This window comes from Streptomyces caelestis (genome assembly GCF_001279005.1).
In the GTDB taxonomy this organism is placed as follows: Bacteria; Actinomycetota; Actinomycetes; order Streptomycetales; family Streptomycetaceae; genus Streptomyces; species Streptomyces heliomycini.
The window spans coordinates 1-17945 of record NZ_LGCN01000253.1 but is presented as its reverse complement, the minus strand read 5'-3'; the positions used below and the strand labels follow the sequence as shown (position 1 = coordinate 17945).

Below are 17945 nucleotides of genomic sequence, written 5' to 3'. Positions count from 1 at the left end.
CCCGCCCTCCCCCGCTCTCGGCTCCTCCCCCACTCTCGGCCTCGCTCGAGCGGGGGAGGCACGACTGCCCGCGGCTGACGCGGCTATGACCGGATGATCTTCAGGGCCTCGTCGCGGATTCTGGTCATCGTCGCCTCGTCCCGGGCCTCCGCGTTCAGGCGGAGGAGGGGTTCCGTGTTGGAGGGGCGGACGTTGAACCACCAGTCGGGAGAGGTGACGGTGAGGCCGTCCAGGTCGTCGAGGGTGATGCCGTCGCGGCCCTCGTACGCGGCCCGGATCGCGGCGATGCGGGCGGCCTGGTCGTCGACCGTGGAGTTGATCTCGCCGGAGCCCGCGTACCGGTCGTACTGGGCGACCAGGGCCGACAGCGTGCCCTGCTGGCCGCCGAGGGCGGCGAGGACGTGCAGGGCGGCCAGCATGCCCGTGTCGGCGTTCCAGAAGTCGCGGAAGTAGTAGTGCGCGGAGTGCTCGCCGCCGAAGATCGCGCCGGTCCTGGCCATCTCGGCCTTGATGAAGGAGTGGCCCACGCGGGTGCGCTCGGGGGTGCCGCCGTTCTCCCGTACGACCTCGGGGACCGACCAGGACGTGATCAGGTTGTGGATGACCGTGCCCTTGCCGCCGTTGCGCGCCAGCTCGCGGGAGGCGACCAGGGCGGTGATCGCGGACGGGGAGACCGGCTCGCCCCGCTCGTCGACGACGAAGCAGCGGTCGGCGTCGCCGTCGAAGGCGAGGCCGAGGTCGGCGCCCTCCTCGCGGACCCGCTTCCGCAGGTCGACGAGGTTGGCCGGGTCGAGGGGGTTGGCCTCGTGGTTGGGGAAGGTGCCGTCGAGTTCGAAGTACATCGGGACGAGGGTGAGCGGCAGGCCGGCGAAGACCGTCGGGACCGTGTGCCCGCCCATGCCGTTGCCCGCGTCGACGACGACCTTCAGGGGGCGGACGGAGGTCAGGTCGACGAGCGAGCGCAGGTGTGCCGCGTAGTCGTCCAGGGTGTCGCGCCGGGTGATCGTTCCCCGGGCGCCGGCCGGCTCCGGGGCGCCCGTCCCGCTCCACTGCTCGACGAGCTGCCGGATCTCTGCCAGCCCGGTGTCCTGGCCGACGGGGGCGGCGCCCGCGCGGCACAGCTTGATGCCGTTGTAGCGCGCCGGGTTGTGCGAGGCCGTGAACATCGCGCCGGGGAGGTCCAGGGCGCCCGAGGCGTAGTAGAGCTGGTCCGTGGAGCACAGGCCGATCTCGGTGACGTCGGCGCCCCGGGCCGCCGCCCCGCGCGCGAAGGCGCCCGACAGGCCGGGGGACGACGGCCGCATGTCGTGCCCGGTGACGACGGCGGTCGCGCCGGTCACCCGGACGAAGGCGGCGCCGAAGAGCTCGGCGAGGAACTCGTCCCACTGGTCGGGGACGACTCCGCGCACGTCGTACGCCTTCACGATCTGCGACAGATCAGCAGCCACGGCCAGCCCTTCCGGAAGTCCTGTCGGTCACCACAAACTACCCGTAGGAGGTGACGCTCCTGCCGGGGCCACCGAACGGGTCCTCGGGCGTCAGGCGGGCTCGGGGCAGCACCTTGCGTGGCAGGCCGCCCTCGCGGCCCGCCGGTTCGACGGCCGCGCAGGCGATGGTGGGGTTCTGCGGCGGGATCGTCCTGCCGAGGACGCCGCCGGAGCCGTCGGCGGCGGCGAGCGGGTCGGACGACAGTCCGGGCTGCTGGGCGGCGGTCGCCTGGAGGGCGCCGAAGAGGGCGTCGGAGGAGGTGTCCGAGCCGGAGACGACGACCCCGAACCGGCCGAGGACCGGGGACGGGAAGGCGAGGCCGGTCCCGGCCGCGGCCACGAAGTGGCCGTTCGTCGCCGCCCGGCCCGCCAGGTTCATGACGTAGGCGAGGGCCAGGACGGACACCACCGTGAGGAGGGCGAACCGGGGTCCGTGGACCGTCGCCGGCCGCTCCCCGACCGCCACACGGCGCGTACACCCCGTTCACCGCCGCCGTGAGCACTGCGGCGAACAGGACGAGGGCGCCTCCCGGATTCCGCCACGCGAAAGCGGTTTCTCACCGCGCTCCAGGAAATGCTCGTGTCCGCGACAGGCAGGCGTCCATGGGGGTACGGGGGTTCATGGGGCGCTCGAGGCGCGGGGAGGGAGGCGCGCCCCGGTCAGTTGTCCGGGGAACGGAGTACGCGCAGGTGGCCGCGGCGCGCGACCTCCATGGGATCGGCCGCGCGGGGACCGCCGGCTCCTCCCGCCGCGCGCTCCTGGGGGCGGGCGGCCTCGCGCACCGCGTTCGCAAGCGCTTCCAGGTCGTCCCCGCTGGGCTGGGCCGGGGCCGAACCGTCGAGCAGGCGGACGACCTCCCAGCCGCGCGGCGCGGTGAGGCGCTCGGAGTGCTCCGCGCACAGGTCGTAGCAGTGGGGTTCGGCGTAGGTGGCGAGCGGGCCGAGGACCGCGGTCGAGTCGGCGTAGACGTACGTCAGCGTCGCGACGGCGGGACGGCCGCAGGCGGTGCGCGAACAGCGACGTACAGGGCTCACGATGTTGGACGGTACCGCACTCTTGAGCGGGCCGCGACGACTCTCCACCAGGTCACTCCACCGTGTCGTGGTGGGAAACACCCCACATGCCCCTTTGGGCACACCTTGCTGACCTGGGGCGACGTGAGGGTTCGAGGGGCCGGTCGGCACTGATTCCGGTCATCAGTCGGTACAAACACCGTCAATTGGCTTGAGGTCATCGGTCTCGGAGAGATACGGAATCGAGCCCAACCTTGGCTGGAATGGTCATGTTGTGACATGCCGTGCGGGTCGGCCGGAAGGCGTACGGGGGCCGGGCGGGGCGACGGCGTGACGGCTACGCTTCACGGTGATGGACAGCTCTGTGACGCCCCGTGCCGCCGGACCCGGCCCAGGCCCCGGACCCCGACGCCGTGACCGCCACGGCCGGGGCATGCGCGGCCCGATCGCGCCTCCGCAGGTGCCGCTCGCCGCGAGCCGTGCGGAGACGTTCGCGGATCTCGTGCAGGACTCCGTGGAGCGGCTGGAGCGGCGGTGGCCGCAGCTGGCCGACATCGATTTCCTGGTGCTGGACGTGCCGCGGCTGGACGGGCGGGCCTGGAGCGATGAGGCGGTGCCGCTGGGCGGGACCGTGGCCGCTCGTGAGGGGCGGCCGGCGCGGGTGGTGATCTACCGGCGGCCGGTGGAGATCCGCACCAAGGGGCGGGACGAGCGGGCGGCCCTCGTGCACGAGGTCGTGGTCGAGCAGGTGGCGGAGCTGTTGGGGCTGACGCCGGAGACGGTGGATCCCCGGTACGGGGAGGATTGACGGGGTCGGTGCGGCCCGCGCCCGCGGGTGCGTCGCATGGTGCCGACCCGGGGGGCGGGTCCGCGCACCCTGGTGCTTGCGGGGGCGTCCCGCGTTGCTGTGGGCCGGAGGGGGTGTGCGCACGGCCCGGCGCCTGCGGGGCGCCTCTCCCCCGAAGGGGGTGCCCCCGGCGTCCGCCCGTGCCCGGGCCCTCCAGGCCGGACCGGATGCTCCCGGGCGTGAGGGGCCCCGCCCTCCGTCTTCCCGGACCACGGACACGATCCGTGCCGCCGGACGCGGAGCGAACGCGGGCGACCAGGGCCCCCACACCGTTCGGGATGTCCGCAGCGAGCGGCGGTGGGTCCAGGACCCACCGCCGCTCACCGACCGGGAACGGTCACTGCACGATCGACAGGTCCTCGTTCGACTCCGGTACCGCTACCGTTCCCCGGTCGTCCGGGAGGGGCTGGACCGTGAAGAACGGGACGCCGTTCTCCGTCGTCGTCAGCGTCCGGGACGCGTAGACCGGCGTGTCCGACCGGGGTTCCACCGTGAGGGCGTAGGTGCCCTTCACCCCGGCGGGCACCGGCGCCTCGATGTCCTGCGTGGTGCCCGACTTGATCGTGTACGTCTTCGAGGCCTCCGTACCGCCCTCGGTGCCCGCCGAGGCCGTGACCTTGATCTCCGCCGTGCCCTCGGGGGCCGTCACCGAGAGCGTCGTGCCCTTGGCCGTGTTCTCCACGGCCGTGGCACGCGTGCCGACCGGTCGTGCGGCCGGGATGAAGGCCGACTCCTGGTCGTCGCCCTTGCCGCGCAGCACCCGTACCGCCGCCACGACCGGGACGGAGTCGTCCGCCGCCGTCAGGACCAGGGAGCCCGCCTCGCCGCGCGTGACGTCGCCCAGGTCGACGGCCGCCGTCATGCCGCCCTTCACGTGGAGGGTGTCGTGGCCGGCCGGGGTGATCAGGCCGGAGGGGGAGGCCAGGCGCACCTTCAGGTCGACGTCGGCGCCGCCGGAGGTGAAGGCGACCAGGCGTACGGCGGTGGCGTCCTTCGGGATGCCGGGCAGAACCAGGCGGCCGGCCGGGTCGGTCGACGCGGGCAGCCAGTCGCCGCCCAGCTCGGCGTCCAGGGCCTGTACGGCGGCGCCGATCCGGCCGCTGCGGACCACCACGTGCACGGTCACATCGGTCTGCTTCTCGTCGGTGAGCGTCGAGAGCAGGACCGGCTCGGCGGAGTGCGGCTGGACCGTGATGCCCTCCCCCACCGTCGTCTCGAGGGCGCCGTCCTTGCCGTAGAGCTCGATGTCCACGACCGCCGCCGCGTCGTCGGGGTTGGTCAGGTGGACGTAGTCGGTGCGGTCGCCGTCGGTGCTCGTGCCGGGGAACCAGAACTCCGTGTCCGGGGCCGTGCAGGCGACGCCGTGCATGCCCCGGCCCGTGCCCGCGGTGACCGTCGACGTCTCCTGCACGGTCCAGCCCGGCGCGAAGCGGCCCTCGGCGGTGCCGAGGAGGGCGGAGGACTCGTCGCCGGTCGCCTCCCCGGTGACCGGCTTGCCGGGGTCCCCGGGCTCCAGCACGGGCTTCTCGGACTCCTCGGACTTGTCGTCCTCGGCGTCCCGGTCGTCCTCGGACTTCGACTCGTCCGGCTTCTGCTCCGTGGCCGCCCGGAGCTCGGCCTTGCCCTCGTTCTCGGTGCCCTTCGTGACCGGCGTGAAGGACGTGTACGTCGTCTCGGCCAGGTCGGAGGTGCTGGGCGGGGGGCACACCAGGCTCGTGCGTTCCACGGGGAGGCGGGCCGCCGCCTTCGCCGCCCCGTCCTTGGCCTCGGCGCCCGGTGAGGACACCGCGGCGAAGCCGGTGACGGCGGCGAGCGCGGTCACGCCCGCGATCAGGGACAGGGTGGTGCGGTTCACTGCTGGCTCCCGTCGGGACGCTCGCTGCCCGTGCCGTGGGGGTCGTACGACGTGTCGTAGCCCTGCGCGTAGTTCTGGTCGTAGTTCTGGTCGTAGCCCTGTGTGTAGGTCTGGTCGTACGGCGTCTGCCGGTCGCCGTAGGCGTACGGGTCGTACTCGCCGCCGCCCTGGGGGTAGGCCTCCGCCTGGTAGGGCCGGCCGTAGGCGTCCACCGGGTACTGCCGGTACTGCTCGTCCGGGTAGGCGTTCGGGTACTGCGCCGCCGCGTCCCAGTCGCCGTGGTCGGGCTGGTGCGGGACGGAGGCGGGAGGCTGCTCGGGCGGGGCGGGGAAGTCCGCGTCCGTGGCCTCGGCGCCCGGTTCCCCGACGCCCGGTTCCCCGGCGGCGGCCTCCGCCTCCACCTCCGCCTCGGCCTGGGCGCGCAGGCGGCGGGCGCGGCGGCCCTCGCCGGCCATGGCCTCGGCGGGGACGGCCGGCTCCTCGGGCAGGTCGTCGTCGATGTCGCGGCGGCGGCCGGGCAGGGCCATGACGACGAGCACGACGGCGAGCAGGCCCTGGGCCCACAGCCAGGCGGTGTGGGTGATCGGTTCGTCGTAGGTGACGTCCAGCGTGCCGCCGGAGGCGGGCAGTTCGAAGCCCTGGGCCCAGCCGTCAACCGTGGTGCGGGTCAGCGGCTCGCCGTCGAGGGTGGCGGTCCAGCCCTCGGCGGCGGTGTCGGCGAGGCGCAGGACGCGGCCCTCCGCGCCGCTCGGGATCTTGGTGTGGATGTCGACCGGTCCGGCGGCGACGGGCACGGGCGCGTCGTCGCCGGCGGGGACGATGCTCGCGCGCGCGACCTGCCGGTCCACCCGCCACAGCGCGCCGCCCGCCTTCTGGCTGAGCCGGGACAGGCCGGGCGTGGCGTCCAGGACGCGGGCGACCTGGCGCGGTGTGCCCGGGTGGACGAGGACGTAGCGGACGGCGAAGCCGCCGAGCTGGTCGGCCTGGTCGGCGCCGGAGCCGGCGACGAGGTTGGCGACGGCCTTGTCGAGCGCGGTGTTCTCGCCGTTCACCGCGGCGATCTCCGCGTCGCCCATGCGGACGCCGGAGCCGCGGACCAGGACGTAGCCGACCCGGGCGGTGGAGTCGCTGTCGAGGACGAGGGTGCGGGCCTGGTCGCGGGTGCCGCTCTCCTCGGCGACGAACGCCGGCACCTGGACGGGGTGGCGCCGCTCGACCGGTCCGTCGGCGCCGCGGATCATCCAGCCGGCGACGGCGACCAGCGGGCCGATCGCGCAGGCGAGGGCGATCAGCGCGGCGACCGGCTGACGCCAGCCGAAGCTCTGCTCGGCGACGCGCGCGCGTGCCCCGTCGGCGCCGAGCACGGCGGCGGCCAGGACGGCGATGCCGTAGACGAGGGTGGCGGGGCCCGCCCATGCGGAGTTGTTGGACAGGACCGCGAAGACGAGGCCCACCAGGGCGGCCGTCCACGCGGTGAGGACCGCCGTCCGGCGTTCGGAGCGGAGCAGGGCCGCGAGCGCGGCGAGCACCAGGCCGAGGAGCAGCAGGCCGCCGACGGTGCCGGGGCCGCCCGGGCTCGCGCCGAGCAGGTCGAGCGCGGAGGCGGCGGAGGGGCCGTACTCCAGGCCCGCCTCCCGGAAGAAGCCGAACGGGAGGAGGGAGAGCGACCACGGGGCGAGGACCAGCAGGGGGGCGCCCAGCTGGGCCAGGAAGCGCAGGCCGTAGGTCGGGATCTCGGTTCTGCGCAGGGCCAGGACGCCGACGCCGAGGACCAGCGCGACGGGCCACACGATCGGGGTGAACGCCGTGGTGATCGTCAGCAGCAGGGTGTACGCCCAGGTGGCGCGCCAGCTGCCGCGGGTGCCCTCGGGGTTCGTGAGGCCGCTCGCGGCGACGCCCGCGCGGGCGGCCAGCGGCAGCAGCACGGCGAGTACGGCGGTGCCGATGCGGCCGCCGGCCAGGGCGCCGGTCGCGGCGGGCAGGAAGGCGTAGGCGACGGCCGCCCACGCGCGCAGCAGCCGGGACTCGACGAGCGGGCGGGAGGCGAAGTACGCGGTGAGACCGGCCAGCGGTACCGAGCAGACCAGGAGGATCGTGACGGCGAGGCCGGTGGAACCGAGCAGGAGGGAGGCGAGGACCGCGACGATCGCCAGGTAGGGCGGTGCGGATCCGGTGCCGCCGGTGCCCACGGTGTGCCAGGCGTCGGTGTAACGGGCCCACAGCTCACCGGCGCCGGCGGGCGCGGGGAGCAGGGCGCCGCCCGAGAGCGCGCCGCCGCCGAGGAGTCCGCGGCAGGCCGCGAGGGAGACCAGCAGCAGCACCAGGAAGAGCACCGGGCCGGGCTTGCGGGCGACGCGCTTGAGGCGGGCGAACTGCTCGACCTCCAGGAAGTCGGCGTCGTCGCCGCCGGGTCCGGACTCGATGACGCCGCCGTGACGTCCGGCGCCGGAGGCGGCCTCGGGGTCGGAGCGGCCGACGAGGCTGCCCGCGACCTGTTCCACGGTGACGCGGACGGTCGCGCCGGGCGGCGGGAACAGCGGCCGCATCTCGCCCTTGTCGGTCTGCGGGCTGCCGCGGTGGCGCCGTCCGGCGAGGATCCGTTCGGGCCGGAGCAGGGTGCCCACGAGACCGCGGATCTCGTCGACGGCCTGTCCGGGGACCTTGCCGACGAGGTAGGCGAGGGTGCGGAGCAGGGTGCCCAGGACGACGCGCAGCAGCACCCAGGGCAGGGCGGCCGTGCGGGCGTTGACGAGCAGGGTGTAGACGGCGCCCGCCTTGTCCACCTTGTGCGGGGAGGCGGAGGTGCGGCCCACGCAGTCGACGGTGCGGCGCTCCCGGGAGGCGGCCTCGGCGTGCCGGACGACCGCCTCGGGGGCGACCAGAACCCGGTGTCCCGCGGAGTGGGCGCGCCAGCACAGGTCGACGTCGTCGCGCATGAGGGGCAGGTGCCGGTCGAATCCGCCGAGCCGGTCGAAGACGTCACGGCGGATCAGCATGCCGGCGGTGGACACCGACAGCACGGGCCGTACGTGGTCGTGCTGGCCCTGGTCCTGCTCGCGGCGGTCCAGGCCGGTCCAGCGGCGGCCGGAGTTGGCGATGGAGACGCCGACCTCGAGGAGCTGCCTGCGGTCGTACCAGCCGCGGAGCTTGGGGCCGACGACGGCCACGTCGTCACGGCCGAGTTCGTACTCGTTCTCCACGACGCGCAGCATCTGGGCCAGCGCGTCGGGTTCGGGCGCGCAGTCGTCGTGCAGCAGCCACAGCCACTGGACCGGCTCCCCGTGCGGGAGATCCGGCAGGTCGTAGGCGTCGTCGCGCCAGCTGCGGGTGACCGGGTCCCAGCCGCTCGGCCGCTTCAGGTACGGCAGGTCGTCCGGCGTGAGGTGCGGGGCGCTGCGGTTGCACTCCTCGACCGCCTGGCCGAAGCCGGTGCGCCGGGCGAGGTGCAGCACGCGCTCGTCGCCGAGGGCCTCGGCGACCAGTCGGGCGGAGTCGTCCGCGCTGCCGGTGTCGGCGCCCATGGCGAACTGGACGGGGCGCTCCTGGCCGAGCAGCCCGGCGAGCGCGTCGGGCAGCCAGCGGGCGCCGTCGTGGGAGACGAGGACCGCCGTCACCACGTGACGCGGGAACTCAGGGAGGGCAGCGAGGTCTTGCCGGGCTGCCGTGTGGCTGTGCACGGACATCGAGGTACGGGCCCCGGTTCGGTGGTCTGGGGGGAACGCCTGTGCCCGATGGGGGCGACGAGGCGTCTCGGACGAGCGACCACACTATCGGCTGGGCACCGGAGCGGCCCGCCGCCTGTGGACAACCCACCCGCGACGGGCCTTAAGTGACGTATGTACGACTTGGCATGCGCGCCGCGCGCACGGCGGTGATGTGCCGGCCCGTCAGACGGCGGCCTTCTTCAGCCGGCGGCGCTCCCGCTCGGACAGGCCGCCCCAGATGCCGAAGCGCTCGTCGTTGGCGAGGGCGTACTCGAGGCACTCGGAGCGGACCTCGCAGGCGAGGCAGACCTTCTTCGCCTCCCGGGTCGAGCCGCCCTTCTCGGGGAAGAAGGACTCGGGGTCGGTCTGGGCGCACAGCGCGCGCTCCTGCCAGCCGAGCTCCTCGTCCGCGTCGTCGACCAGCAGTTGCTGCACCAGCTCGGTCATGTGCGCCCCTCGTCCGTCCTTCGCGTCCCCGTGATCCAGCCGTTACCGATCCCGGCTGAACGACACGAGTGAAATTACAAGTGTGCTGCTCCGGGCGAGTCAAGCCGAGATCTGCTATTGGGCCCCTTATTCACTCTGCGGAACCAAGGCCAAGCCGAAAGTGTTCAAATCGTCCTAAACCTTGACACGCATACGGGACCCGCATGGACCTCCCACTCCACGCGGGGTCCCCTCGGGGAGGACGCCCGGAGGGCCGATCTCGTTGCGACACCCGCACCGAAGCGAACCGGATCACAGTCGGATCACGGGATCGCAACGACGCGCGGGGCGCCCGGTCGTGGGCACCATGTGTCCCGGGAAACGACTGAGCAAACCTTTCGCCTTCGAGATGGACCGGATGAGGTGAACCATGTCCCACATACCGGGTGCCGAGTTGACAGTGGAGGAGTGAACCGCTGTCCTAGTGGGCATGCTCGCGAATTCGGCACTCACCTCGACCCGCTCCGTCGGGTTCCTCGGTGCTGCCCGCGCTCGCTGTAGCTGTCGCCGTTCCGGCTGTTGAGCCCTCTCCCGTAGCTCCAGCCCCCGCCGGACCACAGCCCCGGCCGCTGTTTCCTTCGCTCCCCACCAGGGCGCTCCTCGCCGCCGTCCGCGATCCGGGCGCACGCGACGCGACACCCTCACCCCCACCGCTCCTCCGCCAAGGAACCTCCGCATCCATGAACAGCGACAGCGACCTCCAGATCGCCGGCGACATCCTCGAAGTCCCGCACCTGCTCCAGCCCCCGCGCGAGCACCCGGCCACCGTCGCCGAGTTCGCCGGCCTGGCCCGTTCCCTCGCCGCCGACCGCTCCCGGTGGGAGCACCTCGTCCGGTACGACGCCACCAGCCGCTGGTACCACCGGCTGCGCACCGGCCCCGGCTACGAGGTGTGGCTGCTGTCCTGGGTGCCCGGCCAGGGCAGCGGACCGCACGGCCACGGCCGCTCCTCCGGCGTGCTCACCGTCCTGGACGGCAGCCTGACCGAGCGCACGGAGCGCGGTACGCGCACGTTGACGGCCGGTGCGCAGCGCGTGTTCGCGCCGGGTTACGTGCACGAGGTCGTCAACGACGCGCTGGAACCCGCGGTCAGCCTGCACATCTACCACCCGGGCCTGACCGAGATGCCGATGCACGCCTCCCCCCACTGCGAGAGCCGCACGGCGCCCGGCCCGGTGACTGCCTGACGCGATGCCGTGGCGGCCTGCGAGGATGGCCCCATGCGCATTGTGGTTCTGGCAGGCGGCATCGGCGGTGCCCGTTTCCTGCGCGGTCTGAAGCGGGCCGTGCCGGACGCGGACATCACGGTCATCGGCAACACCGGGGACGACATCCACCTCTTCGGGCTGAAGGTCTGCCCGGACCTCGACACGGTGATGTACACGCTCGGCGGCGGCATCAACGAGGAGCAGGGCTGGGGGCGGACCGACGAGACCTTCCACCTCAAGGAGGAGCTCGCGGCGTACGGCGTCGGCCCGGAGTGGTTCGGGCTCGGCGACCGGGACTTCGCCACGCACATCGTGCGGACGCAGATGCTCGGCGCCGGCTTTCCGCTCAGCGCGGTGACGGAGGCGCTCTGCGACCGCTGGGAGCCCGGCGTGCGCCTCATCCCGATGACCGACGACCGCGTGGAGACCCATGTGGCGGTCACGTTGCCCGACAGCGGCTCCGCCGCGGGGTCCGGCGAGCGCAAGGCGGTCCACTTCCAGGAGTACTGGGTGCGGCTGCGGGCCTCGGTGCCGGCCGAGGCGGTCGTGCCGGTCGGCGCGGAGCAGGCGAAGCCGGCGCCGGGCGTCCTGGAGGCGATCGCCGAGGCCGACGTGATCCTCTTCCCGCCGTCCAACCCCGTGGTCTCCGTCGGCACCATCCTCGCCGTCCCCGGCATCCGGGAGGCGATCGCGAACGCGGGCGTGCCGGTGATCGGCCTGTCGCCGATCGTCGGGGACGCGCCCGTGCGCGGCATGGCCGACAAGGTGCTGGCGGCCGTCGGCGTGGAGTCCACGGCCCCGGCGGTGGCCGAGCACTACGGCTCGGGCCTGCTGGACGGCTGGCTGGTCGACACGGTCGACGCGGGCTGCGTGGAGCGCGTCGAGGCGGCCGGGATCCGCTGCCGGGCCGTACCGCTGATGATGACCGACGTCGACGCGGCCGCGCGGATGGCGCGGGAGGCGCTGGCGCTGGCGGAGGAGGTCCGGGCGGTATGAGCGGCACGGGCTACCGGGTCTGGCCCGTGGCGGGCCTGCCCGAGATCCGCGAGGGCGACGACCTGGCCAAGCTGATCGCGGCCGCCGCACCGGACCTGTCCGACGGCGACGTCCTCCTCGTCACCTCGAAGATCGTCTCCAAGGCGGAGGGCCGGATCGTCGAGGCGACGGACCGGGAGGCCGCGATCGACGCGGAGACGGTGCGCGTGGTGGCCCGGCGCGGCGCGCTGCGCATCGTGGAGAACCGGCAGGGCCTGGTCATGGCCGCGGCCGGGGTCGACGCCTCCAACACCCCCGCCGGTACGGTCCTGCTGCTGCCCGAGGATCCGGACGCCTCCGCGCGCACGATCCGCCAGGGCCTGCGCGAGGCCCTCGGCGTCGAGGTCGGCGTGCTCGTCACCGACACCTTCGGCCGGCCCTGGCGTGCGGGGCTGACCGATGTCGCGATCGGCGCGGCGGGCGTCCGGGTGCTGGACGACCTGCGCGGCGGCACCGACGCGCACGGCAATCCGCTCGGCGCCACGGTCGTCGCCACGGCCGACGAGCTCGCCGCGGCGGGCGACCTGGTCAAGGGCAAGGCGTCCGGCCTCCCGGTGGCCGTGGTCCGCGGACTGCCGCACGTGGTGGCGGCCGACGACGGCGAGGGCGCGCGGGCGATGGTCCGCGGCGCGCGCGACGACATGTTCCGCCTCGGCACGTCCGAGGCGGTGCGCCAGGCGGTGGCCCAGCGCCGTACGGTGCGGGCCTTCACGGACGAACCGGTCGACCCCGGAGCCGTACGCCGCGCGGTGGCCGCGGCGGTCACGGCGCCGGCCCCGCACCACACCACGCCGTGGCGGTTCGTGCTGCTGGAGTCGCCCGGTTCCCGCACCCGTCTCCTGGACGCCATGCGCGAGGCCTGGATCGCCGACCTGCGCCGCGACGGCAGGACCGAGGAGTCGATCGCCCGGCGCGTCCGCCGCGGCGACGTCCTGCGCAACGCGCCGTACCTGGCCGTCCCCTGCCTCGTCATGGACGGCTCGCACACCTACGGGGACGCGCGGCGGGACGGCGCGGAGCGGGAGATGTTCGTGGTCGCCACGGGCGCCGGCGTGCAGAACTTCCTGGTCGCCCTGGCCGGGGAGCGGCTGGGCTCGGCGTGGGTGTCGTCGACGATGTTCTGCCGCGAGGTGGTCCGCGAGGTCCTGGACCTGCCCGCGGACTGGGACCCGATGGGCGCGGTGGCGATCGGCCACCCGGCACAGGACCCGCGCCCGCGGCCGGAGCGGGACGCGGGCGGTTTCATCGAGGTGCGGTGAGCGTGCGCCTACCCTCATAGGGCCCCCTCACAGGGGCCCCGCTCCACTTCCACCCCTGGGATCTCTCGTGGCAGGACGTTTCGCACCCCGCCCGGCACGTACGGACGTGCGCGGCGGCCAGGTCGCCGTGCCCGTGGGAACCCCCCGCCGGGCACCTGTCCCCGCCCGCGTACGGACGTGGGCGCCGGAGGGACCCCTGGACCTCGGACTGGTTCTCGGGCCGCTGCGACGGGGGCCGGGGGACCCGACGTTCCGGGCGCTGCCGGACGGTTCCGTGTGGCGGGCCAGCCTGACTCCGGCGGGGCCGGGGACGCTGCGGGTGACGGGGCGTCCGGACGGGATCCGGGGCGAGGCGTGGGGGCCGGGCGCCGACTGGCTCCTGGACAAGCTGCCGGAGATGCTCGGCGCCGCCGACGATCCGTCCGCCTTCGTGCCCCGGCACAGGCTGCTGGCGCTGACCCGGCACCGGCGTCCGGGACTGCGGCTGACGCGGACCGGGCTGGTGCTGGAGTCGCTGATCCCGTCGATTCTGGAGCAGAAGGTCACGACGGGTGAGGCGTACCGGGCCTGGCGGCTGCTGGTACGGAAGTACGGGGAGCCGGCGCCCGGGCCCGCGCCGGAACGGATGTCGGTGATGCCGGCACCCCGGACGTGGGCGCTGATTCCCTCCTGGGAGTGGCATCGGGCCGGGGTCGACGACAAGCGGGCGTCGACGGTTCTGCGGGCGGTGCGGGTCGCTGCGCGGCTGGAGGAGGCGGTGGGGATGCCTCCTGCCGAGGCGCAGGCGCGGTTGGAGCTGGTGCCGGGGATCGGGCCGTGGACGTCGGCGGAGACGGTGCAGCGGAGTCACGGGGCGGTGGACGCGGTGACCGTGGGGGATCTGCATCTGCCGGGGATCGTGGGGTGGGCGCTGGCGGGGGACCGGTACGCGGATGACGCGGTGATGTTGTCGCTGTTGGAGCCGTACGCGGGGCAGCGGCACCGGGCCGCGCGGTTGATCCTGCTGAGCGGGAGGGTGCCGGGGCGGCGGGCGCCGCGGATGCCGTACGGGGACATTGGGCGGCTCTGAGGTTCGGCCGGGCCGGGGTTCGCGGGTGCACGGCGTCGGCGCGGACCGGGGGGTACTCGCGCAGCCCGGCGCTCGCGAGGCGCCGTCGCGCCCACCCGTGCCGCCCTGGGGGTACCTCCCAGGCCCTTAAGGCACTGGGGGAGGCACCACTGCCCGCGACTGACGCGGCTGACGCGGCGGGTGGTCGCGTACGGCGTGGAGGGGTCGGGGCGGGGGTGGCCGCCCGCAGCGGCCGGCGTGTCCGCGCCCCGCGCCCCCTCCGGCAGGCGTGATCCGCGCCGGTCCGAGGACGGACACCCCCGACGCGGCCCCGGCCCACCCACCGGCATCAGGCGCTGCCCAAGCCCTCACCGGACCGGACGGTCACTGGTCCGAGGAGAAGCGGAGGGCGCCCGCCGGGATGGTCGCGTCGCACCAGACGCGGGCGCCCTCGCGGAGTTCGTTGCGGGGGCCGACGACCGCTCCGTCGCCTATGACCGTGCCGGTGAGGACCGTGTGTTCGCCCACCCGTGCCCGCGTACCGATCAGCGAGTCGGTGATGACCGCGCCCGGTTCGATCACCGCCCCCGGCAGGATCGTGCTGCCGAAGACGCGCGCGCCCTCCGCCACGAACGCGCCCTCGCCCACCACCGTCCCGCCCGCCAGCTTCGCGTCCGGCGCCACGGTCGCCGTGGGGAGCACCAGCCGGTCCCCGCAGCGCCCGGGCACCGCCGGCGACGGCGCACGGCCCAGCACCAGGTCCGCCGAGCCCCGCACGAAGGCCGCCGGGGTCCCCAGGTCCAGCCAGTACGTGGAGTCGACCATCCCCTGCAGATGCGCCCCCGCCGTCAGCAGCCCCGGGAACGTCTCCCGCTCCACCGACACCACCCGCCCCGCCGGGATCGTGTCGATCACCGACCGGCGGAAGACGTACGCCCCCGCGTTGATCTGGTCGGTGACGATCTCCTCCGGCGTCTGCGGCTTCTCCAGGAAGGCGAGCACCCTCCCCGTGTCGTCCGTCGGCACCAGCCCGTAGGCCCGCGGATCCGTCACCTTCGTCAGGTGCAGCGAGACGTCCGCGCCGGTCGTCTCGTGGGTGCGCACCAGCGCCCGGATGTCCAGCCCCGTCAGGATGTCCCCGTTGAAGATCAGCACCGGCTCGTCCGGCCCCGAGTGCAGCCGGGACGCGACGTTCCGGATGGCGCCGCCCGTACCGAGCGGCTCCTCCTCCGTCACGTACTCGATGTGCAGCCCGAGGGCCGCCCCGTCGCCGAAGTACGGCTCGAAGACCTCCGCCAGGTAGGACGTGGCCAGGACGATGTGCTCGACGCCCGCCGCCCTCGCTCTCGCCAGCTGGTGCGTGAGGAAGGGCACCCCGGCCGCCGGGACCATGGGCTTGGGCGTGTGCACCGTGAGCGGTCGCAGCCGCGTGCCCTTGCCGCCGACCAGGAGGATCGCTTCTGTCACCTGTCGTCTCTGCTTCCTGCCGGGACCGGCCGAACTGTCTTTCGGCCGGCCAGTGTATGCAGACCGTCTCCAGCAGGAAGGAGCGCCCGGCCCGTATCAGCGGCCCTGGTAACGAGCCGCCGTGGAGCGCGCGGTGCCGAGCTTCTTGTACAGCTTCCCCCCTGGGCACGAGGTGTTGAACCCGTCCCGGTGACCGGAGATCACGTTCAGTCGCACCTTCTTGCCTTTGCGGTAGAGATTGCCACCGGCGGACTTCAGATATGTCTTGGCGCGCGGATTCATCCCGTGCAGCCCGAGTTTCCACGCGGTGAGCCGGGCGACGGCCTTCACGGCGGAGGAGGACGGCTTCTTGGAGCCGTAGGAGCCGATCACCGCGATGCCCGTGGTGTTGGTGTTGAACCCGAGGGTGTGGGCCCCCTTGACCGGCTTCGCCACTCCCCCGGCCCGGCCCTCGTAGATCCTGCCGCACTTGTCGACGAGGAAGTTGTAGCCGATGTCCCGCCAGCCCAGGCTCCGCACGTGGTAGCGGTAGAACCCGCGGACGAGCGAAGGGGCCTGCGCGCACGTGTAGGTGTTGCCGGAGGCGGTGTGGTGCACGAAGGCCGCCTTGACCTTGCCGGTGTACACGAACCGCTTCTCCCGCAGGCTCTCGTCGGCCCCCCAGCCGCGCCGGGTGACGATGGCGGGGCGCGGCCCGATGTACGGCTCGGCCCGCTGCCGCCCGGTCAGTTCGGCCCCGCGCAGGGCGAGGTACTCCCGCCGGGTCCGTTCGTCGTTCAGCGCGGGGAGCTCCAGGGCGCCGAGCGGCGCGAGTGCGGAGTTGGCCGCGGAGGCGGCGGTCGCCTCGGCGCTCATGGCGCCGGTGCGCGGGCCGTCCGGGGTTTCCTCCCCGGGGTCGACGAGTTCGAGCCGCAGCCCGGAGGGCACCCCCGCGTGGTCGCCGTCCTCGGGCTCGTCGGCCTCCGGCTCGACGACTCCCGGCTCACCGAGTCCGGACTCGCCGAGCCCGGACTCGCCGTCTCCCGACTCGTCGAGCCCGAACGCACCGCCCCCGGACCCCTCCTCCTCGCCCTCGCCCACGTCCTCACCGGGCTCCGGCAGAACCCGGATCTCCACCCCGTCCGACTCCCCCACCCACAGCGGCGCCGTGGCGCCGCGGACCCCGTCCGCGGCGCCCTCCGCGCCGCCCGGGTCGGCCCCGTGGTCGGCGTAGTGCGTCTCGACGTCCCGCCAGCCGGACCAGGCGCCGGTGCCTGTCGCCCGGGTGCGGACCCGGACGCGGCCGTGGAGTTCGGTGGCGGGGTCGTCCCAGACGACGCCGAGCAGGGAGAAGGGCCGTACGGCCCGCGGGGCCAGACCGAGGACGGCGGCGCCGGAGGCACGGTCACGGGCGAGGGGTCTCAGGGGCAGCGACCGGGTGCTGCCGGGTACGTCGGGCCGGGCCGTCACCGCTGCGCGCGTGGCCGCTTCTGCCGTCGGCGCCGGTTCCGCGTCCGCCGCGGTGGCGGGCGGGGCGAGCGGGAGGGCGAGGGCGGCGGCGCAGGTGACACCGATTGAGGAAGCAAGAATTCCACGCATGCCCCTGAGCTTGGACATAGTCAGACAAATCTGTCCATCGGGAAGTTGACGGCCTGTCGGAACCCGTTCCCCCGAACCGGTGCCCCCGGCGGGCGGTGCGCGCGGACGGGTCCGCGTACGCTTGCGCGGGTGAACGCCACCGACCGCACCCCTGCCGACCTGCTGGGTTCCGCGCTCACCGCGGACCCGGGACGCCCCCTGGTGACCTTCTACGACGACGCCACGGGCGAACGCGTCGAATTGTCCGTGGCCACCTTCGCCAATTGGGTGGCCAAGACCGCCAACCTCCTCCAGGACGAACTGTCCGTCGAACCCGGTGACCGGGTGGCCCTGCTGCTGCCCGCGCACTGGCAGACGGCGGTCTGGCTGCTGGCGTGCGCGTCGGTGGGCGCGATCGCGGACGTGGCCGGGGACCCGGCGGCGGCCGACGTGGCCGTCAGCGGTCCGGAGCCGGAGTCCCTGGAGGCCGCGCGGGCCTGCTCGGGGCCCAGGATCGCGCTGGCGCTCAGGCCGCTCGGCGGGCGCTTCCCGCAGCCGCCGGAGGGCTTCGCCGACTACGCCGTCGAGGTGCCGGGGCAGGGCGACCGCTTCGTGCCGTACGCGCCGGTCGACCCCGAGGAGCCGGCGCTGATCGTGGCGGGCCGGGAGTTCACCGGGGCGGAGGTGGTCGAGCGGGCCCGGGCCGAGGCGCCGGAGCTCGGCCTGACCGGACCGGGCTCGCGGATCCTGTCGGGGCGGCCGTACGACACGTGGGAGGGCCTGAACACGGGCCTGTACGGACCGCTGGCGACCGGCGGCTCCGTGGTGCTGTGCCGGAACCTGGACCGCCTCGGGGGCGACGCCCTGGACAAGCGGGTGGAGAGCGAACGGGTGACGGTCATCGCCCGGTGACGGCACCGCCGGCCACCGGGCCGTGAAAGGCGCCGCCCCACGCCCCGGGAAAGCGTTCCCCCGCCC

At 74.2% G+C, this 17945-nt stretch carries 13 protein-coding genes and 1 pseudogene; 6 read left to right on the top strand and 8 right to left on the bottom strand.

Annotated features, from left to right (window positions below):
- Positions 1-83: 83 nt before the first annotated feature.
- The 3 genes and pseudogenes from ADK41_RS35235 to ADK41_RS35225 all read right to left on the bottom strand — a co-directional run bounded on the left by ADK41_RS35235 (position 84) and on the right by ADK41_RS35225 (position 2570).
- Complete coding sequence (locus ADK41_RS35235) at positions 84-1448, bottom strand: phosphomannomutase/phosphoglucomutase (protein WP_030821587.1); 1365 nt, start codon at positions 1446-1448, stop codon at positions 84-86.
- Positions 1449-1551: 103 nt separating this feature from the next.
- Positions 1552-2017 (bottom strand): annotated as a pseudogene (locus ADK41_RS35230) (L-lactate permease); the annotation flags it as partial.
- Between the two features lie 130 nt (positions 2018-2147).
- Positions 2148-2570: a DUF3499 domain-containing protein gene (locus ADK41_RS35225; RefSeq protein ID WP_030821590.1), complete on the bottom strand. Its 423-nt coding sequence runs from the start codon at positions 2568-2570 to the stop codon at positions 2148-2150.
- A 283-nt stretch (positions 2571-2853) separates the two neighbouring features.
- Between ADK41_RS35225 and ADK41_RS35220 the strand changes: the two genes are divergently transcribed.
- A complete protein-coding gene (locus tag ADK41_RS35220) occupies positions 2854-3309 on the top strand; it encodes a metallopeptidase family protein (protein WP_078661836.1) in 456 nt (151 codons plus the stop codon).
- Between the two features lie 376 nt (positions 3310-3685).
- Here the strand turns inward: ADK41_RS35220 and ADK41_RS35215 are convergent, their stop codons facing one another.
- The 3 genes from ADK41_RS35215 to ADK41_RS35205 all read right to left on the bottom strand — a co-directional run bounded on the left by ADK41_RS35215 (position 3686) and on the right by ADK41_RS35205 (position 9354).
- The gene (locus tag ADK41_RS35215; RefSeq protein ID WP_030821592.1) at positions 3686-5203 is read right to left on the bottom strand and encodes a DUF5719 family protein; all 1518 of its coding nucleotides are present in this window, start codon (positions 5201-5203) and stop codon (positions 3686-3688) included.
- Complete coding sequence (locus ADK41_RS35210) at positions 5200-8886, bottom strand: glycosyltransferase family 2 protein (protein ID WP_078661837.1); 3687 nt, start codon at positions 8884-8886, stop codon at positions 5200-5202. Before ADK41_RS35210 ends, ADK41_RS35215 begins: the two co-directional genes overlap by 4 nt.
- A gap of 204 nt (positions 8887-9090) precedes the next feature.
- Positions 9091-9354, bottom strand: coding sequence for a WhiB family transcriptional regulator (locus ADK41_RS35205; protein WP_003975777.1), 264 nt, complete (start codon positions 9352-9354; stop codon positions 9091-9093).
- Positions 9355-10073: 719 nt separating this feature from the next.
- Here ADK41_RS35205 and ADK41_RS35200 point away from each other — a divergent pair.
- From ADK41_RS35200 to ADK41_RS35185, 4 genes are all read left to right on the top strand, one after another.
- Positions 10074-10580, top strand: coding sequence for a cysteine dioxygenase (locus ADK41_RS35200; RefSeq protein ID WP_030821594.1), 507 nt, complete (start codon positions 10074-10076; stop codon positions 10578-10580).
- A gap of 33 nt (positions 10581-10613) precedes the next feature.
- Positions 10614-11597: a 2-phospho-L-lactate transferase gene (cofD, locus tag ADK41_RS35195; protein ID WP_030821595.1), complete on the top strand. Its 984-nt coding sequence runs from the start codon at positions 10614-10616 to the stop codon at positions 11595-11597.
- Positions 11594-12895: a coenzyme F420-0:L-glutamate ligase gene (locus ADK41_RS35190; protein WP_030821596.1), complete on the top strand. Its 1302-nt coding sequence runs from the start codon at positions 11594-11596 to the stop codon at positions 12893-12895. Before cofD ends, ADK41_RS35190 begins: the two co-directional genes overlap by 4 nt.
- Positions 12896-12962: 67 nt before the next feature.
- Positions 12963-13964, top strand: a complete 1002-nt coding sequence (locus tag ADK41_RS35185) for a DNA-3-methyladenine glycosylase family protein (protein ID WP_030821597.1) — start codon at positions 12963-12965, stop codon at positions 13962-13964.
- 363 nt (positions 13965-14327) lie between these two features.
- On the opposite strand, the gene ADK41_RS35180 is transcribed toward ADK41_RS35185, so the two are convergent.
- Together ADK41_RS35180 and ADK41_RS35175 are read right to left on the bottom strand one after the other, a co-directional pair.
- Positions 14328-15410, bottom strand: coding sequence for a sugar phosphate nucleotidyltransferase (locus ADK41_RS35180; RefSeq protein ID WP_030821599.1), 1083 nt, complete (start codon positions 15408-15410; stop codon positions 14328-14330).
- Positions 15411-15506: 96 nt separating this feature from the next.
- Positions 15507-16988 carry a peptidoglycan recognition protein family protein gene (locus ADK41_RS35175; RefSeq protein ID WP_030821601.1) on the bottom strand — a complete coding sequence of 494 codons (1482 nt, stop codon included), beginning with the start codon at positions 16986-16988 and terminating at the stop codon, positions 15507-15509.
- Between the two features lie 129 nt (positions 16989-17117).
- Between ADK41_RS35175 and ADK41_RS35170 the strand changes: the two genes are divergently transcribed.
- The gene (locus ADK41_RS35170) at positions 17118-17879 is read left to right on the top strand and encodes a TIGR03089 family protein (protein ID WP_030821602.1); all 762 of its coding nucleotides are present in this window, start codon (positions 17118-17120) and stop codon (positions 17877-17879) included.
- The last annotated feature ends 66 nt before the right edge of the window (positions 17880-17945 follow it).

What these genes read in the sequence shown, in the direction of transcription:
- ADK41_RS35210 (WP_078661837.1), bottom strand. Translation starts at nt 8,886, where the DNA reads ATGTCCGTGCACAGCCACACGGCAGCCCGGCAAGACCTCGCTGCCCTC.
- ADK41_RS35175 (WP_030821601.1), bottom strand. Translation starts at nt 16,988, where the DNA reads ATGCGTGGAATTCTTGCTTCCTCAATCGGTGTCACCTGCGCCGCCGCC.
- ADK41_RS35205 (WP_003975777.1), bottom strand. Translation starts at nt 9,354, where the DNA reads ATGACCGAGCTGGTGCAGCAACTGCTGGTCGACGACGCGGACGAGGAG.
- cofD (WP_030821595.1), top strand. Translation starts at nt 10,614, where the DNA reads ATGCGCATTGTGGTTCTGGCAGGCGGCATCGGCGGTGCCCGTTTCCTG.
- ADK41_RS35190 (WP_030821596.1), top strand. Translation starts at nt 11,594, where the DNA reads ATGAGCGGCACGGGCTACCGGGTCTGGCCCGTGGCGGGCCTGCCCGAG.
- ADK41_RS35220 (WP_078661836.1), top strand. Translation starts at nt 2,854, where the DNA reads ATGGACAGCTCTGTGACGCCCCGTGCCGCCGGACCCGGCCCAGGCCCC.
- ADK41_RS35200 (WP_030821594.1), top strand. Translation starts at nt 10,074, where the DNA reads ATGAACAGCGACAGCGACCTCCAGATCGCCGGCGACATCCTCGAAGTC.